The organism is Nocardioides luteus (assembly GCF_015752315.1).
In the GTDB taxonomy this organism is placed as follows: domain Bacteria; phylum Actinomycetota; class Actinomycetes; order Propionibacteriales; family Nocardioidaceae; genus Nocardioides.
Window position 1 is genome coordinate 5,155,161 of record NZ_JADOVJ010000001.1, and the last position, 18,458, is coordinate 5,173,618.

Here is an 18,458-nt window from a genome sequence, read left to right on the forward strand (position 1 = left end):
CGGCCGAAGCGTCAACGCCGTCGGCCGAGGTGGCACCGTGGTGCCACCTCGGCCGACGTGGGTGACGTCTCGTCAGAGGGCGGCGGCGACCAGCTCGGCGAGCTGGACCGTGTTGAGCGCGGCGCCCTTGCGGAGGTTGTCGTTGGAGATGAACAGCGCGAGGCCGCGGTTGTCCGGGACACCCTCGTCCTGGCGGATCCGGCCGACGTAGGACGGGTCCTTGCCGGCGGCGTAGAGAGGCGTGGGTACGTCGCGGAGCTCGACGCCCGGGGCGTTCGCGAGGATCTCGGTGGCACGCTCGGGGGTCAGCGGCGAGGAGAACTCGGCGTTGACCGCGAGCGAGTGGCCCGTGACGACCGGGACGCGGACGCAGATGCCGGAGACCCGCAGGTCGGGCAGGGAGAGGATCTTGCGGGACTCGTTGCGGAGCTTCTGCTCCTCGTCGGTCTCGTTGAGGCCGTCCTCGACCAGCGACCCGGCGTAGGGAAGGACGTTGTAGGCGATCGTCTCGACGTACTTGTCCGGCTCGGGGAAGGCGATCGCGGAGCCGTCGTAGGCCAGCTCGCTCGCCTTGTCGCCCGCCGCAGCGATGCCGCGGACGAGCTCCTCGACACCGGCGACGCCGGAGCCGGAGACCGCCTGGTAGGTGGAGACGACGAGGCGCTCGAGGCCGGCCTCGTCGTGGAGCGCCTTGAGCACCGGCATCGCGGCCATCGTGGTGCAGTTCGGGTTGGCGATGATGCCCCGACGAGCCTCGATCACCCCGGCCATCGCGGACGGGTTGACCTCGGAGACGACCAGCGGGATCTCCGGGTCCTTGCGCCAGGCCGAGGAGTTGTCGATGACGATCACGCCGGCTTCGGCGAACTTCGGGGCCAGCGCCTTCGAGGTGGCGCCGCCGGCCGAGAAGATCGCGATGTCGAGCCCCGACGGGTCGGCGGTGGCGGCGTCCTCGACGACGATCGAACGCTCACCGAACTCGATGGTCTTGCCCGCCGAACGCGCGGAGGCGAAGAAACGGACCTCGCCGAGCGGGAAGTTCCGCTCGAGCAGGATCTGGCGTACGGCGACGCCCACCTGCCCGGTGGCTCCCACGATTCCCAGGTTGATGCTCATCGGCCGGTCCCTCCGTAGACGATGGCCTCTCCGTCGCTGTCGAGGCCGAATGCTCTGTGTGTGGCGCGCACTGCGCGGTCGAGGTCGTCGGCGCTGACGAGCACCGAGACGCGGATCTCCGAGGTCGAGACCATCCTGATCAGGACTCCCTCGGCGGCGAGCGCGGCGAAGAACTTCGCGGTGATCCCCGGATGCGTACGCATCCCGGCACCCACGATCGAGAGCTTGCCGATCTGCTCGTCGGTGACCGGGTCGGCGAAGCCGACCTCGGCCTGGATGTCGCCGAGCGCGGCACGCGCCTTCTTCACGTCCGCGCGCGGCAGCGTGAACGAGATGTCCGTACGCCGCGTCTCCTCGGCCGACACGTTCTGCACGATCATGTCGATGTTGATGCCGTTGTCGGCGAGGGTGTCGAAGATGCGGGCCGCCTCGCCGGGCTCGTCGGTGACGCCGGCGACGGTGATCTTGGCTTCGCCACGGTCGTGGGCGACGCCGACGATCTCGGGGGTGTCGCCATTGGCGTCGGCGCCGTAGGAGACCTTCTCGACCTCCACGTCGTTGAACCGCTCCGCCGCGGCCTGGACCGCGCGGTCGACCTCGTCGTCACCGACGACGACCGAGACCCGGACCTCCGAGGTGGAGATCATCTGGATGTTGACCCCGGCCTGAGCGATGGCGGAGAAGAAGTCGGCGATCTTCTTCGGCTGCGTACGCAGCCCGGCGCCGATCAGGGAGACCTTGCCCATCCGCGGCTCGGTGCTCACCCGCTCGAAGCCGAGCTCGTCACGCGCCAGCTCCAGCGCCTTCCCGGCCCGCTCGGCGTCGTCACGGGGCAGCGTGAAGGTGATGTCGGTGCGCTCGGCGGCCGCCGACGACGAGTCCTGGACCACCATGTCGACGTTGATGCCGACCCCGGCGATGATCTCGAAGACCTTTGCGGCGGCGCCCACCTGGTCGGGGGCGTTGACGACGGTGATCTTCGCCTGGCTGCGGTCGTAGGCGATGGCCGCGACGATCGGCGCCTCCATGCCGGCGTCCGCGCTCGGCTGGTGGTCGGCGCGCGGCGAGACCGCGTCGATGCTGCCCTTCACGACGGTGCCGTTGAGGGTGGAGAAGGAGGAGCGTACGTGGATCGGGAGGCTGTGGCGCCGGGCGAACTCCACCGAGCGCAGGTGGAGCACCTTGGCACCGGAGGCGGCCAGCTCGAGCATCTCCTCGAAGGCGACCTCGCTGAGCTTGCGGGCGGTCGGGACGATCCGCGGGTCGGCGGTGAAGACGCCGTCGACGTCGGTGTAGATCTCGCAGACGTCGGCGTTCAGCGCCACCGCCAGTGCGACCGCGGTGGTGTCGGTGCCGCCACGGCCCAGCGTGGTGATGTCCTTGGTGTCCTTGGAGACGCCCTGGAAGCCGGCCACGATCGCGATCGCACCGTCGGCGATCGCCGCCTGGATCCGCTCCGGGGTGATGCTGAGGATCTTGGCGCGACCGTGCTGCGCGTCGGTGATCAGACCGGCCTGCGACCCGGTGAACGACCGAGCCTCGTACGCCAGCCCGCGTTCGTTCGCGACGTCGTTGATCGCCATCGCGAGCAGTGCCATCGACTGCCGCTCCCCGGAGGTGAGCAGCATGTCGAACTCACGCGCGTGGGCGGTGGCGTCGGGCGAGACCTTGTTGGCCAGGTCGATCAGCTCGTCAGTGGTGTCGCCCATGGCGGACACGGCCACGACCACGTCGTGGCCCTGCTCTTTGGTCGCGACCACTCGCTGAGCTACACGCTTGATGCCTGCGGCATCCGCAACCGAGCTGCCACCGTACTTCTGAACGACGATTCCCACGTCGCAGAAGTCTACGTGGCCGTCGCGGCCGTCTTCTCCAGCATCTCATCAGCGGCCGCCAGGTCCTCGTCCTCACCGGTGAACGGCTCGGAGTCGAGGCGGTCGTGAGCGACCACCGTGAGCAACGCGTTGAGCACCGCGCCGGCCAGGTTGCCCCAGTTGTTGACGTAGCTGAACTGCCACCACCACAGCGCCTCGTCCACGTCGCCGAGACGGTAGTGCCGCAGGCCGTACTCCAGGTCGGTCACCAGGCTGGCGACGTCGTCGGAGATCTGGCTGTCGACCACGTCCGGGCTGTAAGGATCGAAGACGAAGCTGTAGGTGTCGATGTCGCCGAACATCTCGGCCAGCCCCATCCGGAGCTCGTCGACGTCGGCCTCCATGCCGACGTCGGGCTGGAACTCCTCCCGTGGCTCGAAGTCCTGCTGGGCGCCCAGTCGTGCGCCCGCCAGCAGGATCTGGCTCACTTCCAGCAGCAGCATCGGGACAGCGCTGCCGCCGTCGCCGTCTGCAGCGATCGCGCGCACCGAGAGCAGAAAGCTCTCCACCGAGTCGGCGATGCTGGTGGCGAAGTCCTTGCCGGTCAAGTCGTTCGTCATGACGGCCCCCTTCCCGAGGTCCCTTGAATCGTCAGGCTACCGCCGAAGCCGCGGCCTGACGAGGGTAAAGAGTCTGCTCTTAGGGACTACTCAGCCGCGCGGCGACCGGCGAACGCGCGCCCGAGAGTGACCTCGTCGGCGTACTCCAGGTCGCCGCCCACCGGAAGACCGCTGGCCAGACGGGTGACCTTCAGCCCGAGCGGGCTCAGCTGACGGGTCAGGTAGGTCGCCGTCGCCTCGCCCTCGAGGTTGGGGTCCGTGGCGAGGATCACCTCGGTGATCCCGGGGTCGTTGAGCCGCTGGACGAGCTCACGGATCCGGAGCTGGTCGGGACCGATCCCGTCGATCGGGCTGATCGCCCCACCGAGCACGTGGTAGCGCCCGCGGAACTCACGGGTGCGCTCGATCGCGACGACGTCCTTGTATTCCTCGACCACGCACAGCACCGACTGCTCGCGACGCGGATCGCGACAGATCCGGCACGTCTCCTCCTCGGAGACGTTGAAGCAGACCGAGCAGAACTTCACCTTCGCCTTGACCTCGTTGAGGATCGAGGCCAGCCGATGTACGTCGGCGGGATCAGCCTGGAGCAGATGGAAAGCGATCCGCTGGGCACTCTTCGGGCCTACGCCCGGGAGCCGTCCCAGCTCGTCGATGAGGTCTTGGACCACACCCTCGTACAACGCTGTTGCCTGTCCTTCTAGAAGCCGAGCTTGAACGGCGGCTCGTTGCCGCCGGGGGCACCCATACCGCCGCCGAGGCCGCCCGCGAGCGGGCCCATCGCCTCGCCGGCGAGGGCGTCTGCCTTGCCCTTCGCCTCGCGGTAGGCGGCGACGATCACGGCACCGAGGTCCTCGAGGTCGTCGGGGCTGCTGCCGTCGAACTCGCCCTGCTTGATCTCCACGCCGACCAGCTCGCCGGTGCCGGTGAGCTTGACGGTCACCGCACCGCCGGCGACGGTGCCGTCGACGATCGTCTCGGCGAGCTTCTCCTGGGCGTCGACGATCTGGCTCTGCAGCGCCTGCGCCTGCTGCATGATCGCGTTGAGGTCGAAGCCGCCCTCGCCGCCGAGGCCTTCGAGTGGGTTCGTCATCTGTGCCGTCCTAGTTGTGTGGAATCTCTTCGATCATGGTTGCACCCAGCTCCTGAGCGAGCAGCGCCTCGGCACCCATCGCGGCCGGACCGTCGTAGGCCTGGTCGTCGGGGTTCACCGCGGCGTCAGCCTCGGCCAGACGGGCCGCGGTGTCGTCGACCGGGGGCTCGTAGTCGGCCGCGCGCGTCGGCCGGATCGCCTCGCGCGCCAGCGCGATCGCTCCGGGATCGGCCGGCTGTGTCGCAGGCGGCTCCGGCGGAGCGGGCGGCTGGTCGGGCGGGGGCGGCTCGGCGGCCCAGTCGGGCGGCGGGGCCTGCTCGTTCCAGGACGCCTCCGGCGGCTGCTGCGGCTGGGTGGGCTCCTGCGGCTGGCTCGGCTGAGGCTGCGGCGGGGCCTGCCGCTGCGGGGCGCTCTGGCCACCGCCGGCGACGATCGCCTCGATCTTCGGCTGGATGCCGATCACGTTGACCAGCGCCTGCCCGAGGATCGGCTCGTGCCCGCCGGTCGCGAACCGGTCACGCAGCCCCGGCGAGGCGAACCCGAGGGTGAGCACGCCGTCGCGGAAGTCGATCACCTGCGCGTTCTGACCCACCAGGGACCAGGTCGCCCGGCGCAGGCCCTTGGTCTGGGCGATCACGTCGTCCCACAGGCGGCGGATGTCCACGTTTCCCATGCCACCCGGCTGTGCCGGCGCCTGGGGCTGGCTCGGCGGCTCCGGTGCGGGCGGTGCCGTCGGAGCCTGCTGCTGCGGAGGCATCTCGGCGGCCGGGGCGGGCTCGCGCGCGGGCTCGGGCGTCGGGTCGGGGGCGGGCTCGGGCTTCGGGGCGTACGTCTGGACGGGCTCGGGCGGCGGCGCGACCGTCTCGTGTCCCGGCGCACCGACGGACGGCTTGAGCACCGGCCGGTCCTGGGCCGGGGCGGGAGCCACCGGAGCAGCGGTCACCGTCGGCGTACCGCTGATCTCGATCCTCCGCTCGAGACGGTCCAGGCGCGCGGCGAGGCCGTCGGCACCATCGGCCGCGGGCAGCAGGACCCGGGCACAGATCAGCTCGAGCAGAAGTCGGGGAGCCGTGGCGCCGCGCATCTCGGTCAGACCGGTCGCGACCGCGTCGGCCGCCCGGGAGAGGTCGTGGGGTCCGAAGCGACCGGCCTGGGCGACCAGCCGCTCGCCACCGTCCTCGGAGACGTCGATGAGGCCGGTCGCGGGCGCATCCGGGACCGCCTTGACGATCACCAGGTCACGCAGCCTCCGGAGCAGGTCCTCGGTGAACCGCCGCGGGTCCTGGCCGGTCTCGATGATCTTGTCGATCACCCCGAAGACCGCGGCACCGTCGTGAGCCGCGAAGGCATCGACGACCTCGTCGAGCAGCGCGTCCGGGGTGTAGCCGAGTAGCCCGGCGGCCAGCTCGTAGGTCACGCCCTCAGGGCCGGCGCCACCGAGCAGCTGGTCCATCACCGAGAGGCTGTCGCGCATCGACCCGGCACCTGCGCGGGCGACCAGCGGCAGCGCGGCCGGCTCGACGTTGATGCCCTCCTTCTCGCACAGCGTCGCGATGTAGTCGGAGACCAGCTTCGGCGGGAAGAGACGGAACGGATAGTGGTGGGTGCGCGACCGGATCGTCGGGATGACCTTCTCCGGCTCCGTCGTCGCGAAGATGAACCGCAGGTGCTCCGGCGGCTCCTCGACGAGCTTGAGCAACGCGTTGAAGCCCTGCGTCGAGACCATGTGGGCCTCATCGATGATGTAGACCTTGTAGCGGCTCTTCACCGGCGCGAAGAACGCCTTCTCCCGCAGGTCACGGGCATCGTCGACACCGCCGTGGGACGCCGCGTCGATCTCGATCACGTCGATGCTGCCCGGACCGCCGCGCGCCAGGTCGCGGCACGAGTCGCACTCCCCGCACGGGTCCGCGATCGGCGCCTTCTCGCAGTTCAGCGCACGCGCCAGGATCCGCGCCGAGGTCGTCTTTCCGCAGCCGCGTGGGCCGGAGAAGAGGTACGCATGGTTGACCCGGTTGCCCGCCAGCGCATTGCGCAGCGGGCCGGTGACGTGATCTTGACCGATGACCTCGGCAAACGTCTCCGGCCGGTAGCGGCGGTAGAGAGCTAGCGGTGCGTCCACCCCATGAACCCTAACGACACCCACCGACAGTCGGTAGCCGCCGGGCGGCCCGGTCGTGGACGAACCCGCAAAGTGGGTCGTTCTGACCCATTCTCCTGCGCAGCCCTCCACCGGCGGACCAGCATTCGCCCAGGGCGCTTGTGGGCGTCGGACATTTCCGGAAGGACGATCGATGGACCATCACGACGACACGCTGTCGATGTTGCCGCACCAGCCCGTTCCCCAGCACCTGCCGGCTGTCCCGCGTGGTCTGGCGAAGGTCGTGATCGTCCTGGCCGTCGCCCTCACGGTGTTTCAGCTGGTCACCTACGCGATCCACTCGGTTCCTTCCCCTGCGCGGTGGGCTTGGGACGTACTCACGCTGATCTCGTTGGCTGCAATCGGGACCGTCATCGCCGTCTACCTGGTGGGCACCCTGTGGCTCCTGCGAAGCTACGACTTCGCGAAGCTGGTCGATCCGACGTTCCCCATGCGGCGCAGCCGATCATGGACGTGGCTCGGGTGGTGGGTTCCGATCGTGTCGCTCTGGTTTCCCTTCCAGATCGTCGACGACGTACGCCGCGCGACCGCGAAGGGCGAGACCCGTCCGAGTCCGGCCCTCTGGTGGGCAGCCTGGTTGATCGCCAACTGGGCGCCGCAGATCCCGATGAGAGACGACGGCGGGCTGCTGGTCACCAGCCGCGACGCGGTCTCCGTCGTCGCGATGGTGGTCGCGTGTGTCACGTGGATCTCGATCGTCCGCGGGATCACCCGCGACCAGGACGCCGCTCGCGGGTGACGTCAGGAAATAGAAAAGGCCCCCCACGTACCCAACAGAGCTCGCTTATCCTTGCTGCCTTCCGGCCCTGGGGAGGTTCGACAAGATGTCGCCACATGGGGGGTTGCCGATGAGTCTAGACGAGTCGCCGCGCCGATCCCAAAGGCGGCCCGCTGGCCCTGCGCCGATTTCCCCCAGGCTCGCGGATCCGCGTAGGATCCCTCACGGATCTGTCGCCTAGTGGCCTATGGCGCACGGCTGGAATCCGTGTTGGGTTAATAGCCCTCGGGGGTTCGAATCCCCCCAGATCCGCCAGCAGGAAACCCCGGTTGACCTGCAAGAACGCCGATCCGGACAGCGCAAGCTCCGGATCGGTGTTCTTCATTTTGCAGCGGTTCGGTCCAAGACGGCGTACGCCTCGGCATCCTGACGAGCTACATCGAGCCCTTGCGACGTGAGAACAGCGGCCGCAGGACCAGCCCGAGCCCGAGCGCGCCGCCACCGCCGATGCCCCACCAGACCGCGTTGTCACGGACAGAGGCCAGCGGGTCGACCTTCTCGCGGGCCATCGGGGCCTGCTCGACCTCCGGGGGCTCGGCGGCTTCCTTGACGGCCGGCCTCATGAGCGCGTCGTAGGCGTTCACGACTCCGGCGCCCCAGTATCTGCCGCCCTGGCCCTCACGGCCCGAGGTGGTGCTGTAGAGGCGGTCGATGACCTGGCTGGAGCTCCAGCCTGGGTTGGTCGACCAGATCAGCGCAAGGACCGCCGAGACCTCGGCGGAGGCGAAGGAGGTGGAGATCGTGTCGACCCAGCACGGGTGGCCGAAGAGGGTCTTAGACGGCGCCCCGTAAGTCGGAGCGGCGACGTCCGTGTTGGAGTTGGGCAGCACCGTGGAATCGGTGGGATCCGAGGCCCAGGTGCCGGAGGCGCTGACCGTCACCACCGAGTCGTTGGCGTTCGGAAAGACCTTGGGGCCGACGTCCCGGTCCGTATCGGTGGCGATGCCGGACCAGTCCGCGGCCATCACCACGATGGCCCCCTTCTTGATGAGCGTGTCGACCGCCGTCTGGAGACCCGACGCCCCCTGCGTCGCAGGCAGACCGATGTCGACGATCAGACCCTTGGCGTTGCCCTTGGCCAAGGAGTTGAGCTGAGCGACCATCTGCTTGGCGTCGATCGTCGACTTCTCCTGGCCGACCTTGAGGACCGGGTGGTCGCTGAGCTTCGCCTTCGGCGCGATCTGGGAGATCAGACCTGCTGCGACGGTGCCGCGATAGTCCTGCGCGCTGCGGCTGTAGCCGGAGTCGACCACCGCGACACGGATCCCCTGGCCCTGCTTGCTCACCTGCTGCGCCTGGGCGATCCGCATGATCGCGAACGGAGCCGCCTTCTCCGGCACCGGCGCCGTCCGCGTCTCTGGCTTCTGGGGTGTGCCACCACCGGTGTTCGTGGCGTAGGCCGAGCAAAACGGCCGCTCCTCCGCTGCGTACGCGGGGCTCGGGCTGCCGAGCAGGGCCAGCCCGCCGACGACGGCGGCGAGCGTGATACCGCCACGGACCAGTGTCACTGGGCCACGCACTTGCTCTCCTGCACCTCATCCGTGTTGGGCGGGCACAGCGCCAGCTCGGTCGACAGGGCAGCACCGCCGGGGAGCAGCCCCAGCCAGGTTCCGGGAACAATCGGGCCCGAGTCGGTCGTCAGGCCGAGCCGCGCGACCGTGAGCGGACCGTCCAGCGTGTTGACGGTGCCTCGAGCGTCGATCAGATAAGGCGTGGCACTCTGCTTCTGGACGTCCTCGTCATTGGCGGCGTACACGAAGGCTCCTCGGCCGGCGTCGACCTTGGCTGTGGTGAGGTTGTCGGCCGCCGGCGGCTCGTCCGGCCACGCTCGGCTCCCCGGCTCGACACCCAGACGAACCGTCGTCTTGTCCTCGGTCTCGAGCTTGGCGCACACGCCTCCGGTGCCGGGCTCGAGCGTCGACCTCGGCCAGAAGGTGGACTCCTCCAGACGCTCGCCATCGATGTTCGGCTGCGAGTCCAAGGACTGCAGGTTGGCCTTGCCACCAAAGGCGACGTCGTAGACCTCGCCGGCGAAGTCCTCGAGCCGCACCCAACCGGTCTCCGTCATGAGATAGTCCTTGGCCAGGTAGTGGCCCCTCGTACCGATCGGGTACTCCTCACCCTCGACCGTTTGACCCGCCTTGGTGAAAGCGCTGCCGAAGGACGCGCCGGTCAGCGCCCCGCCCGTGGGGAAGAGGTTGACCCAGGATTGAGGCACCGTGGGAGTCGAGACCGGGTCGTCGAAGACGCGGTCGGCGTACGTTTCCGCGTCACCTTCGACCTTGTAGCTGTAGGCCTGCGTGTAGCCGTCCAGGTTCTCGCTCTCCGCGATGAGATAGGTGCCCGCTTCGGTCTGCACCATGAAGCCGGTGTTGGCGGCCGCCTTCACGTCCGGCTTCTCGGAGATGTTCAGGTACGTCCCCGCCCCGTCGGCCGTGCATGCGGTCCAGCCGGTGTTGATGAAGTCGGACTTCAGCGGCAGCTCCTCCGGCACCTTGGGGCCGGAGAGGCCGATCGTCTGCTTCGGGAACTCCTTGTCGATCTCCTCCTGGTCGATGACCTTGGACTTCTTCTCCAGGTCGAGACCGAGGATGAGCTGAGCGCTGGCCAGGTTGGCGACCGGGTACAGCTCCTTGGCGTTGTCGGGGCCGGTGACGACGTACCGCGCCCCGCCCTTGGTCACGATCAGGCCGGGCTGGTCTGCCCAGCCCGTCGCGGGCCGGGGAGCGAGGAAGTGGGCGACAGCACCGCCGGCGATGAGCAGCACCGCGAGCACGACGCCACCGAAGACCGAGCGGCCCGGCCGGGCCGGCTCCACCTCACGCCCGCCGGGGGCACCGGAGAGGAACGCGGAGACGAGCCGGCGGCGGCTGAAGGCATGCGCCTCTACGAGGTCCTTCTTGCTGGCCATCAGAAACCAGCCACCGCGGCGCCGAAGAGGCCCGAGGCGAGCACCATCAGCGGCAGCATCGCGAGCAGGCAGATCGTCTCGGCGACGTCGGCGAGCCGACCGCGCCGGATCGACCCGACGTCGGGGACGAGCGTCAGCACCAGGAGGACGCCACCTGCGGCCGCCAGCACGACGGCGGTCGTCGGCCGCCAGGACTCGTGGTAGACCAGCAGGGCGGCACCGATCGCGAGCAGGCCGGCGATGCCGGAGACCAGCCCGACGAGCACCTCGGACCCCGTCCGGTACTGCCGGGTACGCAGCATCAGCACGACACACGCGGCGACGGCCAGCAGCGTGCCGAACAGCCCGAGACGCACCACGAACGGCGCGGTCAGCACGACCAGGACGCCGACGGAGAGCGAGATCGCGACCAGAATCTCGTGAGCGACCTTGGCGTCGACCCGGACCTGGTCCTTCCGGATCTCGTCCGGGTCGAGGTTGATGTCCTCGTCGGAGTAGAGCTGCGGGACGTCGGTCTTGGTCGTGCTCAGCGCGAGCCACGGGAAGAAGCTGCCGGCAAGCACGACCACGACCAGCACGATGCCGAGCACGACGCCGGCCTTCCAGCCGGTCGCGCTCAGCAGCAGGCCGGCCACGAGGAACACTCCGCCGACGAGCGCACCCGGCATCGCCAGCATCCGGGCCTCGCCCAGGCCGAGGAAACCGATGGCGGAGAGGAGCATCGCGCCCGCACCGGCGAACGCCAGCGGCATCCCCACGCCGCCGTCCAGGCCGAGGGCGGCCGCGCCGATCAGGAAGCCGGCGACCGCGCCGTAGACCTCACCGATCCAGACCGCGGCGATCGCGGCGTCGTTCTCCGCCTCGAGCCTGGAGAGCACGATCGCGCCTCCGGCGAGGACGATACCGATCACCGCGGCTGCGACGCCGGCGAGCATCGACGGCGCCTGGGTCCACAGCGCACCGGCGCCGAGGAGCAGGAGCAGTGCGGCGGCCAGCAGTGACGTACGACGTCCGGCTTCGGGCTCCCAGGGAGCCATCTCGCTCTCGACGACGTCGGTCATCGCCTCGACCACGTCGTCGTAGACCCGCGGCGGCTTGTCGTCGATCCCGGCGCTCACGGTGAGCACGCCACCGTCCTCGACGCCCTGCGGGATCAGGCCCAGGTCGCCGGCGAGCTTGCGTCCGTCGGCGAGCACGACGCGGTAGCCGGCGTAGGCCGTCTGCGGGTCGAGCAGCCCGACGCTTCGCGCGAGCTCCGGCACGAGCTCCGCCACCGGCACCGAACCCGGCAGGACCAGATCCATCCGACGGGTGCCGGAGGCGACCGTCACCCGGACCAGCCCAGTGGGCGCCACCTGCGCCTGCGTCATTTCACGAACTCCTCGCGTCGTGCCTGTGCCCGAGACGAACCGACCGAATGTCCCGGGAGTTGCGCCGAATGTCTGCTCGTGGCTCAGCCGACGAGCTTCAGCGCTGACTTTGCCATAAAACCAGTGACGAGGGGACCGGTGCCCCGCACCGGTCCCCTCGTGTTGCTTGTGTGCTGAAGAACTCAGCCGCCGAAGCCGCCGGCACCGCGCATGTCAGCCTCGTGCATCCGCGCCTGCGACTCGTTGACGAACTTGCTGCTGCGGTCAAGCGTGGCACTCAGCTCACGGATGGTCCCGTTCCACTTGGCCTGCGCCTGGTTGTAGGCGTTGGCCGCCTCACCGGTGAAGTTCTCCTGGAGGTTCAGGATGTACCTCTCGAGCTCGTCGAGGGCGCCGTCCATCTCCTTCACGCCCTTGAGCAGCACGTCCACGATCGAGCCCATGGCTCCGTGGTTAACGACAATCTCTTCGCCCATGACAGTTCCCTTTCAGTCTGTTGCGTCGGGTCAGAACGAGTACTTGGTGCCCTCGACCTGGCTGCTGATGGCGCTGGTCTGCCCCGCGACATCCTGGTCGGCGTCGGACCCCAGCTGGCGGGCCTTGGTGAGCCCCGCGGTGAGCTGGTCGAGCGCCGTGGTGATCTCGCGAGCCTTCTCGTTGTAGGTGTTCATGAGCTGCTGGAACGCGTTGCCACCAGCACCCTTCCACCCGGAGGACCCAGCAGACTGAGCCTCGGAGACCGTGCGGGAGTTGATGTTCTCCAGCTTGGCCTTCGTCTCCTCGATGAACTTGACGGCGGACTCGATCGCCTGCCCTTGCTTGATCTCACTGCTCATGGTGCTGTCCTTCCACCGGCGGAACCGGTTTCCTAGGTTTGATACCTGTCGGAGCCCGGCTCCCGATGGGCTCCCCCGAGGTCCGGACAATGTGTTCTTACCCCGTCCCCGGAGTTCTAAACACAAATCTCTGAACTTTTTTCAGCCCTGCTGTCTAGCCGTTGAAACCCGATTCCCACAGGTGTCGGAAGAACCCCGAGGAAACCACGAACGAGGCGATGACGGCGGCGCCGCACAGCGACTCCGACCAGTCGGCCCGAGCCGCCCACTTCGCCGAGCGCCACCCCCGGCCGGTCGCGATCGCCGCGATGATCACGGCGAACCCGATCAGCACGACCCCGAGACCGAACCAGGAGACCAGCTCCGGGTCCGCCCACCCTACGAAGGCCCGTACGCCGACCGCCAGCGCAATAACGCCTGCGACCCGCAGTACGCCGCGCGGCAGCCAGTAGCGGTAGCTGCGCGCCGAGAGCAGGATCACGAAGGCACCGGCCAGCATGATCAGCCAGGCGCCGACCCGGTCCACGTCGGCGGTCGCGGTCGCCACCAGCCCCGGCCCGCTCACCGCGACGACGCCGAGGATCGCCCAGGAGGCTGCCGCCAGCGTGCGCGCACCGCGCTCGGCCACCTCGGTGACCTCGTCGAACGGGACGGTCGCCTTGCCGGTGGTGGTCTTGGCACGTGCCGACCAGGCGGTCACCGACAACTTGGAGACGTCGAGGAGATAGGAGTCCGGCACGTCGACGGCGTACGACGGGACGATCCGCGCCGCAAGGGCGGCCGCGGCGAACAGGATCGACCACGGCACCTGCGGCGAGGTGCCGAGCAGGGCGCACAGCGCGGTCACCACGAAGACCGTGACGCCGGTCAGGGTCCAGACCTTGAGGGCGGCATCGACGGTGTCGACCAGCGAGCGCGAGACGGTCGCGACGACCGCGGCGGCCAGCCCGGCCACGCCGACCGCCAGCGGCAGCGTCTCCGGTTCGGGGGTGACGGTGGTGACGAACGCGGCGCCCGCGGCGAAGGCCGGGGCCGTGATCGCCCGGCGGGCTGCGTACGGTCCGGCGGGGATGATCCCGACCAGGGCACCGAGCGCGAGCAGGCCGGCGATCGCCAACCGCTGCCAGCCGTCGGCCTGGGCGCCGAAGACCGACGCCGCGACCGCCAGCAGGGTGGCCAGGCCGACCCAGTAGAAGGAGAAGCTGCCCGCGCGGACCGGCTCCGCCGTCTCGACGACCTCGCGCCGCGCGTAGGCCTGGGTGGGCGGCGAGTCCGCCGCGAGCAGGGCGCCCGAGGTGATCCCCCGCGAGGCGAGCGAGGCGTCCGGCTGGATCACCTCGCCACGCCGGTCGCGCAGCACCGGCGCAGCCGGAAGGCCGACGGCGGTGGCGTACTCCCGGGCCAGGTCCGAGGCGTGCGCATCGGACGGAACGACGATGTCGACCACTCCGGCGGTGCCGTGGACCGTGACCGCCAGGCCGCCTGCGGCGAGCGCCGGCGCAACGGCATCGGCCGTCTGAGTGGGCATGACACCTCCCGGATGCGTGATGACCCTGTGACAGAGTTCCACATCGGAAGCTCCACCGCCCGTTTTACCCGACCGGCACGGTTAAGGGTAGTAGCCGGGGTGTGGGCACTCTAAGATCCAGACCACCTGCGGCATCCGGGCCCGCGGGGCACTGAACCAGTCTCAGGGGGACACGTGACTATCGCTGCGACAGCCGGCGGTACCCGCACCGAGGAGCCGGAGGTCCCCGAGGGGGAGCTCGCACTCAACGCTCCACCGGCTATCGAAGAGGGCGAGGGTGTCGGCGGCGTTCTCATGAACGCGATCCCGATGCTCGGCAGTCTCGGTTCGATCGTGCTGGTCGCCACGATGCAGCCTGCGGGCGGCACCGGCGGCGGTGCCCCGATCCAGAAGTACCTGGCCGCGGGCATGTTCCTCTTCGCGACCCTCGGCTTCATCTTCGTGCAGATCGACCGCCAGCGGAAGCAGAAGCAGAAGCAGGTCGGCGGCCAGCGCACCGACTACCTGCGCTACCTGGCCGGCGTCCGGCAGTCGGCCCGCAAGGCCGGTGAGCAGCAGCGCAAGGCGCTGACCTGGCACTACCCGGCGCCGTCCTCGCTGCCGTCGATCGCGGAGGAGCGCAGCCGGCTGTGGGAGCGCCCGAACACCCACAAGCGCTTCCTCGATGTCCGTTACGGCGTCGCCCACCAGCCTCTGGCCCTGACCCTCGTGCCGCCGCAGCAGACCCCGATCGACCAGGTCGACCCGGCCTCGGCGAGCGCGCTGCACCGGCTGCTGACCGTCCACCGGGTCCAGCCCGACCTGCCGGCGGCGACCAACCTGCGCGGGTTCGACAAGATGGAGATCTGCGGCAACGAGGACCAGGCCCGGGCGCTCGCCCGGGCTCTGATCTGTGGGATGACGGCCTTCCACTCGCCGGAGCAGCTGATCGTCGCCGTGCTCACCTCCGAGCGCAACCTCGCCGAGTGGGACTGGGTCAAGTGGCTCCCGCACGCGCAGAGCGGCCGCGAGGTCGACGCCGTCGGGCCGCGCCGCATGGTGGTCACCAACATCAACGACCTCGCCGCGCTGCTCCCCACCGAGGTCGGTGAGCGCGCCCGCTGGGGCACCGACGACCGGATCCCCTCCCCGCAGGTCGTCGTCATCGTCGACGGCGGTTCCGTCCCGCCGGGCAACCACGTGCTCCCCGACGACGGCATCCAGGGCGTCACCGTCATCGACCTGCCGACCCACTGGGACGAGCTGTTCGACTCGAGCCGGGTGCGCTTCCTGATCGACGACGAGGAGCCCGACGAGAACAACACGGTTCCCGGCTACCAGGTCCGGGTACGCATGGACCCGGTCCGGCTGCGCGTGGACCAGATGAGCATGGCCGACGCGGAGGCCTACGCCCGCCGGCTGACCGCTCTCTACACGGTCGCGCCGGAGGGTTCGGACGCGGCCGCCGAGACCCCGCAGGACACCGAGATCGCGGCGCCGAAGGACTACATGGCGCTGCTCGGTCTGGGCGACGTACGCTCCTTCGACCCGGAGGTCGCCTGGCGTCCTCGCGCCAACCGCGACCGGCTGCGGGTGCCGGTCGGTGTCGGCGAGGCCGGCCAGCAGATCTACATGGACATCAAGGAGTCGGCCCAGCAGGGTATGGGTCCGCACGGCCTCGTCATCGGCGCGACCGGTTCCGGTAAGTCCGAGTTCCTCCGCACCCTCGTCCTCGGTCTGGTGCTCACCCACCCGCCGGAGGTCCTCAACCTGGTGCTGGTCGACTTCAAGGGTGGTGCGACCTTCGCCGGGATGGCGGGCATGCCGCACGTCTCCGCGGTGATCACCAACCTCGAGGGCGAGCTCACCCTCGTCGACCGTATGCAGGACGCGCTCTCCGGCGAGATGACCCGGCGTCAGGAGCTGCTGCGCGAGGCCGGCAACTTCTCCTCGCTGAAGGACTACGAGAAGGCTCGTACGCAGGACCCCTCGATGGATCCGCTGCCGTCGCTGTTCATCGTGGTCGACGAGTTCTCCGAGATGCTCTCGGCGAAGCCCGAGTTCATCGACCTGTTCGTCGCGATCGGTCGTCTGGGCCGATCCCTCGGCATCCACCTGCTGCTCGCCTCGCAGCGCCTCGAGGAGGGCCGCCTGCGCGGGCTCGACTCGCACCTGTCCTACCGCGTCGGCCTGCGTACGTTCTCCGCGCAGGAGTCGCGGACCGTGCTCGGTGTGCCGGACGCCTACGAGCTCCCGGCGGTCCCCGGCCTCGGTTACCTCAAGCCCGACCCGACCTCGATGCAGCGGTTCCGGGCGGCGTACGTCTCCGGGCCGCCGGCCGCGGGGTCGCGGATCCGGCGCGACGAGGGCGGCAAGCTGCAGGGCATCTTCCCGTTCTCGATCGCCGAGGTGAAGCAGCTGGCGATGCCGGTCGAGGAGGAAGAGCGTCCGGCGGCCCCCGTCGTGGGCGCGGACGGCGTCGAGAAGTCGATGCTCGACATCGCCGTCGAGCGGATGACCGGCCACGGCAGGCCCGCCCACCAGGTCTGGCTGCCGCCGCTCGACATCCCCGACACGCTCGACTCGCTGATGCCCGACCTGACCACCTCGCCCGAGCTCGGGCTGCACTCGCCGGCGTGGAAGCGTCTCGGCGGTCTGGTGGTGCCGCTCGGCATCGTCGACAAGCCGCGTGAGCAGCTGCGTGACACGCTCACCGTCGACCTGCGCGGGGCCGCCGGTCACGTCGCGGTCATCGGCGCGCCCCGCACCGGTAAGTCGACCACGCTGCGCACCATCGTCACCTCGATGTCGCTGACGATGACGCCGCAGGAGGTCCAGTTCTTCGTGCTCGACTTCGGTGGCGGCACGTTCGCACCGCTGGCAAAGCTCCCGCACGTCTCCGGCCTCGGCACCCGTTCCGAACCGGACGTCGTACGTCGCGTCCTGGCCGAGATCTCAGGCATCATCGACCGCCGCGAGGCCTACTTCCGGGCGCAGGGCATCGACTCGATCGAGACCTACCGCACCCGCCGCGCCCGCGGCCAGGCCGACGACGGCTGGGGCGACGTCTTCCTCGTCATCGACGGCTGGGGCACGCTGCGCGCCGACTTCGACGACCTCGAGTACGCCATCCAGGAGATCGCTCCGCGTGGCCTGACCTTCGGTGTCCACATCGTCGCCGCGGCCGGCCGCTGGGCCGAGTTCCGCTCCTCGATGCGCGACGTCTTCGGCACCAAGCTCGAGCTGCGTCTCGGTGACCCGATGGACTCCGAGCTCGACCGCAAGCTGGCCGCGCTGGTGCCGACCGGGCGCCCGGGTCGAGGCATCGTGAAGGAGAAGCTCCACTTCCTCAGCGCTCTGCCCCGCATGGACGGCGACGGTTCCGCGGCGACGCTCGGCGACGGCGTCGACGACCTGATCTCCCGGGTCTCCGCCGCCTGGCAGGGTCCTGCCGGCCCGAAGCTGCGGCTGCTGCCGGAGCAGATCACGATCGAGCGGATCCGGGAGCAGGCCGGGGTCACCGAGGAGAATCCCGGCAAGCGACTGCTTCTGGGCATCAACGAGAAGGAGCTGGCTCCGGTCGGCCTCGACCCCGACGCGGAACCGCACCTGCTCGTCTTCGGCGACGGGCAGTCCGGCAAGTCCACCCTGCTGCGTAACATCGCCCGCGAGATCATGCGGACGCACTCGCCGAAAGAGGCCCAGATCGCGGTGGTCGACTACCGGCGCTCGATGCTCGGCGAGATCCCGGACGACTACCTGGTCAGCTACCTCACCTCGGCCACGCAGGCGACACCCGCTCTGAGCGATCTGGCGGACTACCTGTCGAAGCGGATCCCGGGGCCGGACGTCACGCCCGAGCAGCTCCGCAACCGGTCCTGGTGGACGGGTGCGGACCTGTTCCTGCTGGTCGACGACTACGACCTGGTCGCCACGCAGCAGGGGTCGCCGGTCGCACCCCTGCAGCCGCTGATGGCTCAGGCACGCGACGTCGGCCTGCACGTGATCATCGCCCGCCGCTCGGGTGGAGCCTCCCGATCGCTCTACGAGTCGGTCATCCAGTCGATGCGCGACCTGGCCATGCCCGGCCTGCTGCTCTCCGGCAACCCCGACGAGGGCCCGCTCATCGGCAACCTGAAGCCGGTCCCGACGCGCCCGGGTCGTGGCCGCCTGGTCACCCGCGACCGCGGTATCGAGGTCGTCCAGCTGGCGTGGAGCGAGTCCTCGGTGTAGTTCGCCTCGTCCCGAGCGA

14 protein-coding genes, 1 tRNA gene, 1 other RNA gene and 1 pseudogene are annotated in these 18,458 nt (G+C 69.6%); 3 read left to right on the plus strand and 14 right to left on the minus strand.

The genetic code is table 11. The annotated features are described in order from the left end of the window. Nucleotides 1–72: 72 nt before the first annotated feature. The 7 genes and pseudogenes from HD557_RS24720 to HD557_RS24745 form a co-directional block, all read right to left on the minus strand. A complete protein-coding gene (locus HD557_RS24720; protein ID WP_231380443.1) occupies nucleotides 73–1,116 on the minus strand; it encodes an aspartate-semialdehyde dehydrogenase in 1,044 nt (347 codons plus the stop codon). Next, nucleotides 1,113–1,670, minus strand: a complete 558-nt coding sequence (locus tag HD557_RS28440; protein ID WP_307785746.1) for an ACT domain-containing protein — start codon at nucleotides 1,668–1,670, stop codon at nucleotides 1,113–1,115. Before HD557_RS28440 ends, HD557_RS24720 begins: the two co-directional genes overlap by 4 nt. Then, nucleotides 1,647–2,951 (minus strand): annotated as a pseudogene (locus HD557_RS24725) (aspartate kinase); the annotation flags it as partial. The pseudogene HD557_RS24725 and the gene HD557_RS28440, both read right to left, overlap by 24 nt. Before the next feature lie 11 nt (nucleotides 2,952–2,962). Next, the gene (locus tag HD557_RS24730; RefSeq protein ID WP_008356230.1) at nucleotides 2,963–3,550 is read right to left on the minus strand and encodes a DUF5063 domain-containing protein; all 588 of its coding nucleotides are present in this window, start codon (nucleotides 3,548–3,550) and stop codon (nucleotides 2,963–2,965) included. An 86-nt stretch (nucleotides 3,551–3,636) separates the two neighbouring features. Beyond that, on the minus strand, nucleotides 3,637–4,233 hold the full coding sequence (gene recR, locus HD557_RS24735) for a recombination mediator RecR (protein WP_008356228.1): 597 nt from the start codon (nucleotides 4,231–4,233) through the stop codon (nucleotides 3,637–3,639). A 17-nt stretch (nucleotides 4,234–4,250) separates the two neighbouring features. Then, complete coding sequence (locus HD557_RS24740; protein WP_196875822.1) at nucleotides 4,251–4,643, minus strand: YbaB/EbfC family nucleoid-associated protein; 393 nt, start codon at nucleotides 4,641–4,643, stop codon at nucleotides 4,251–4,253. A gap of 10 nt (nucleotides 4,644–4,653) precedes the next feature. Next, on the minus strand, nucleotides 4,654–6,765 hold the full coding sequence (locus tag HD557_RS24745) for a DNA polymerase III subunit gamma and tau (RefSeq protein ID WP_196875823.1): 2,112 nt from the start codon (nucleotides 6,763–6,765) through the stop codon (nucleotides 4,654–4,656). A gap of 172 nt (nucleotides 6,766–6,937) precedes the next feature. Between HD557_RS24745 and HD557_RS24750 the strand changes: the two genes are divergently transcribed. After that, the gene (locus tag HD557_RS24750) at nucleotides 6,938–7,543 is read left to right on the plus strand and encodes a DUF4328 domain-containing protein (protein WP_196875824.1); all 606 of its coding nucleotides are present in this window, start codon (nucleotides 6,938–6,940) and stop codon (nucleotides 7,541–7,543) included. Nucleotides 7,544–7,557: 14 nt separating this feature from the next. Here the strand turns inward: HD557_RS24750 and ffs are convergent. After that, an RNA gene (gene ffs, locus HD557_RS24755) (signal recognition particle sRNA small type) lies at nucleotides 7,558–7,648 on the minus strand. A 100-nt stretch (nucleotides 7,649–7,748) separates the two neighbouring features. On the opposite strand from ffs, the gene HD557_RS24760 reads away from it, so the two are divergent. Then, nucleotides 7,749–7,837 (plus strand) — tRNA-Ser (locus HD557_RS24760). Between the two features lie 119 nt (nucleotides 7,838–7,956). Here HD557_RS24760 and HD557_RS24765 read toward each other — a convergent pair. From HD557_RS24765 to HD557_RS24790, 6 genes are all read right to left on the minus strand, one after another. Beyond that, on the minus strand, nucleotides 7,957–9,102 hold the full coding sequence (locus HD557_RS24765; protein WP_196875825.1) for a S8/S53 family peptidase: 1,146 nt from the start codon (nucleotides 9,100–9,102) through the stop codon (nucleotides 7,957–7,959). After that, on the minus strand, nucleotides 9,087–10,493 hold the full coding sequence (locus HD557_RS24770) for a type VII secretion protein EccB (RefSeq protein ID WP_196875826.1): 1,407 nt from the start codon (nucleotides 10,491–10,493) through the stop codon (nucleotides 9,087–9,089). The genes HD557_RS24765 and HD557_RS24770 overlap by 16 nt, the downstream gene beginning before the upstream one ends. Further along, the gene (gene eccD, locus HD557_RS24775; RefSeq protein WP_196875827.1) at nucleotides 10,493–11,863 is read right to left on the minus strand and encodes a type VII secretion integral membrane protein EccD; all 1,371 of its coding nucleotides are present in this window, start codon (nucleotides 11,861–11,863) and stop codon (nucleotides 10,493–10,495) included. The genes HD557_RS24770 and eccD overlap by 1 nt, the downstream gene beginning before the upstream one ends. Nucleotides 11,864–12,045: 182 nt before the next feature. After that, nucleotides 12,046–12,339, minus strand: a complete 294-nt coding sequence (locus HD557_RS24780) for a WXG100 family type VII secretion target (protein ID WP_008356212.1) — start codon at nucleotides 12,337–12,339, stop codon at nucleotides 12,046–12,048. A 30-nt stretch (nucleotides 12,340–12,369) separates the two neighbouring features. Continuing rightward, nucleotides 12,370–12,699, minus strand: a complete 330-nt coding sequence (locus HD557_RS24785) for a WXG100 family type VII secretion target (RefSeq protein WP_008356211.1) — start codon at nucleotides 12,697–12,699, stop codon at nucleotides 12,370–12,372. A gap of 154 nt (nucleotides 12,700–12,853) precedes the next feature. Next, nucleotides 12,854–14,227 carry a hypothetical protein gene (locus HD557_RS24790; protein ID WP_196875828.1) on the minus strand — a complete coding sequence of 458 codons (1,374 nt, stop codon included), beginning with the start codon at nucleotides 14,225–14,227 and terminating at the stop codon, nucleotides 12,854–12,856. 174 nt (nucleotides 14,228–14,401) lie between these two features. On the opposite strand from HD557_RS24790, the gene eccCa reads away from it, so the two are divergent. Next, nucleotides 14,402–18,439 (plus strand): type VII secretion protein EccCa, encoded by a 4,038-nt coding sequence (gene eccCa, locus HD557_RS24795; protein ID WP_196875829.1) that lies wholly within the window; start codon nucleotides 14,402–14,404, stop codon nucleotides 18,437–18,439. Nucleotides 18,440–18,458 lie beyond the last annotated feature (19 nt).

Coding starts and splice junctions, on each gene's coding strand:
- HD557_RS24720 (WP_231380443.1), bottom strand. CDS start 1,116: ATGAGCATCAACCTGGGAATCGTGGGAGCCACCGGGCAGGTGGGCGTC.
- HD557_RS24730 (WP_008356230.1), bottom strand. CDS start 3,550: ATGACGAACGACTTGACCGGCAAGGACTTCGCCACCAGCATCGCCGAC.
- HD557_RS24740 (WP_196875822.1), bottom strand. CDS start 4,643: ATGACGAACCCACTCGAAGGCCTCGGCGGCGAGGGCGGCTTCGACCTC.
- HD557_RS24750 (WP_196875824.1), top strand. CDS start 6,938: ATGGACCATCACGACGACACGCTGTCGATGTTGCCGCACCAGCCCGTT.
- HD557_RS24770 (WP_196875826.1), bottom strand. CDS start 10,493: ATGGCCAGCAAGAAGGACCTCGTAGAGGCGCATGCCTTCAGCCGCCGC.
- eccD (WP_196875827.1), bottom strand. CDS start 11,863: ATGACGCAGGCGCAGGTGGCGCCCACTGGGCTGGTCCGGGTGACGGTC.
- HD557_RS24780 (WP_008356212.1), bottom strand. CDS start 12,339: ATGGGCGAAGAGATTGTCGTTAACCACGGAGCCATGGGCTCGATCGTG.
- HD557_RS24785 (WP_008356211.1), bottom strand. CDS start 12,699: ATGAGCAGTGAGATCAAGCAAGGGCAGGCGATCGAGTCCGCCGTCAAG.
- HD557_RS24790 (WP_196875828.1), bottom strand. CDS start 14,227: ATGCCCACTCAGACGGCCGATGCCGTTGCGCCGGCGCTCGCCGCAGGC.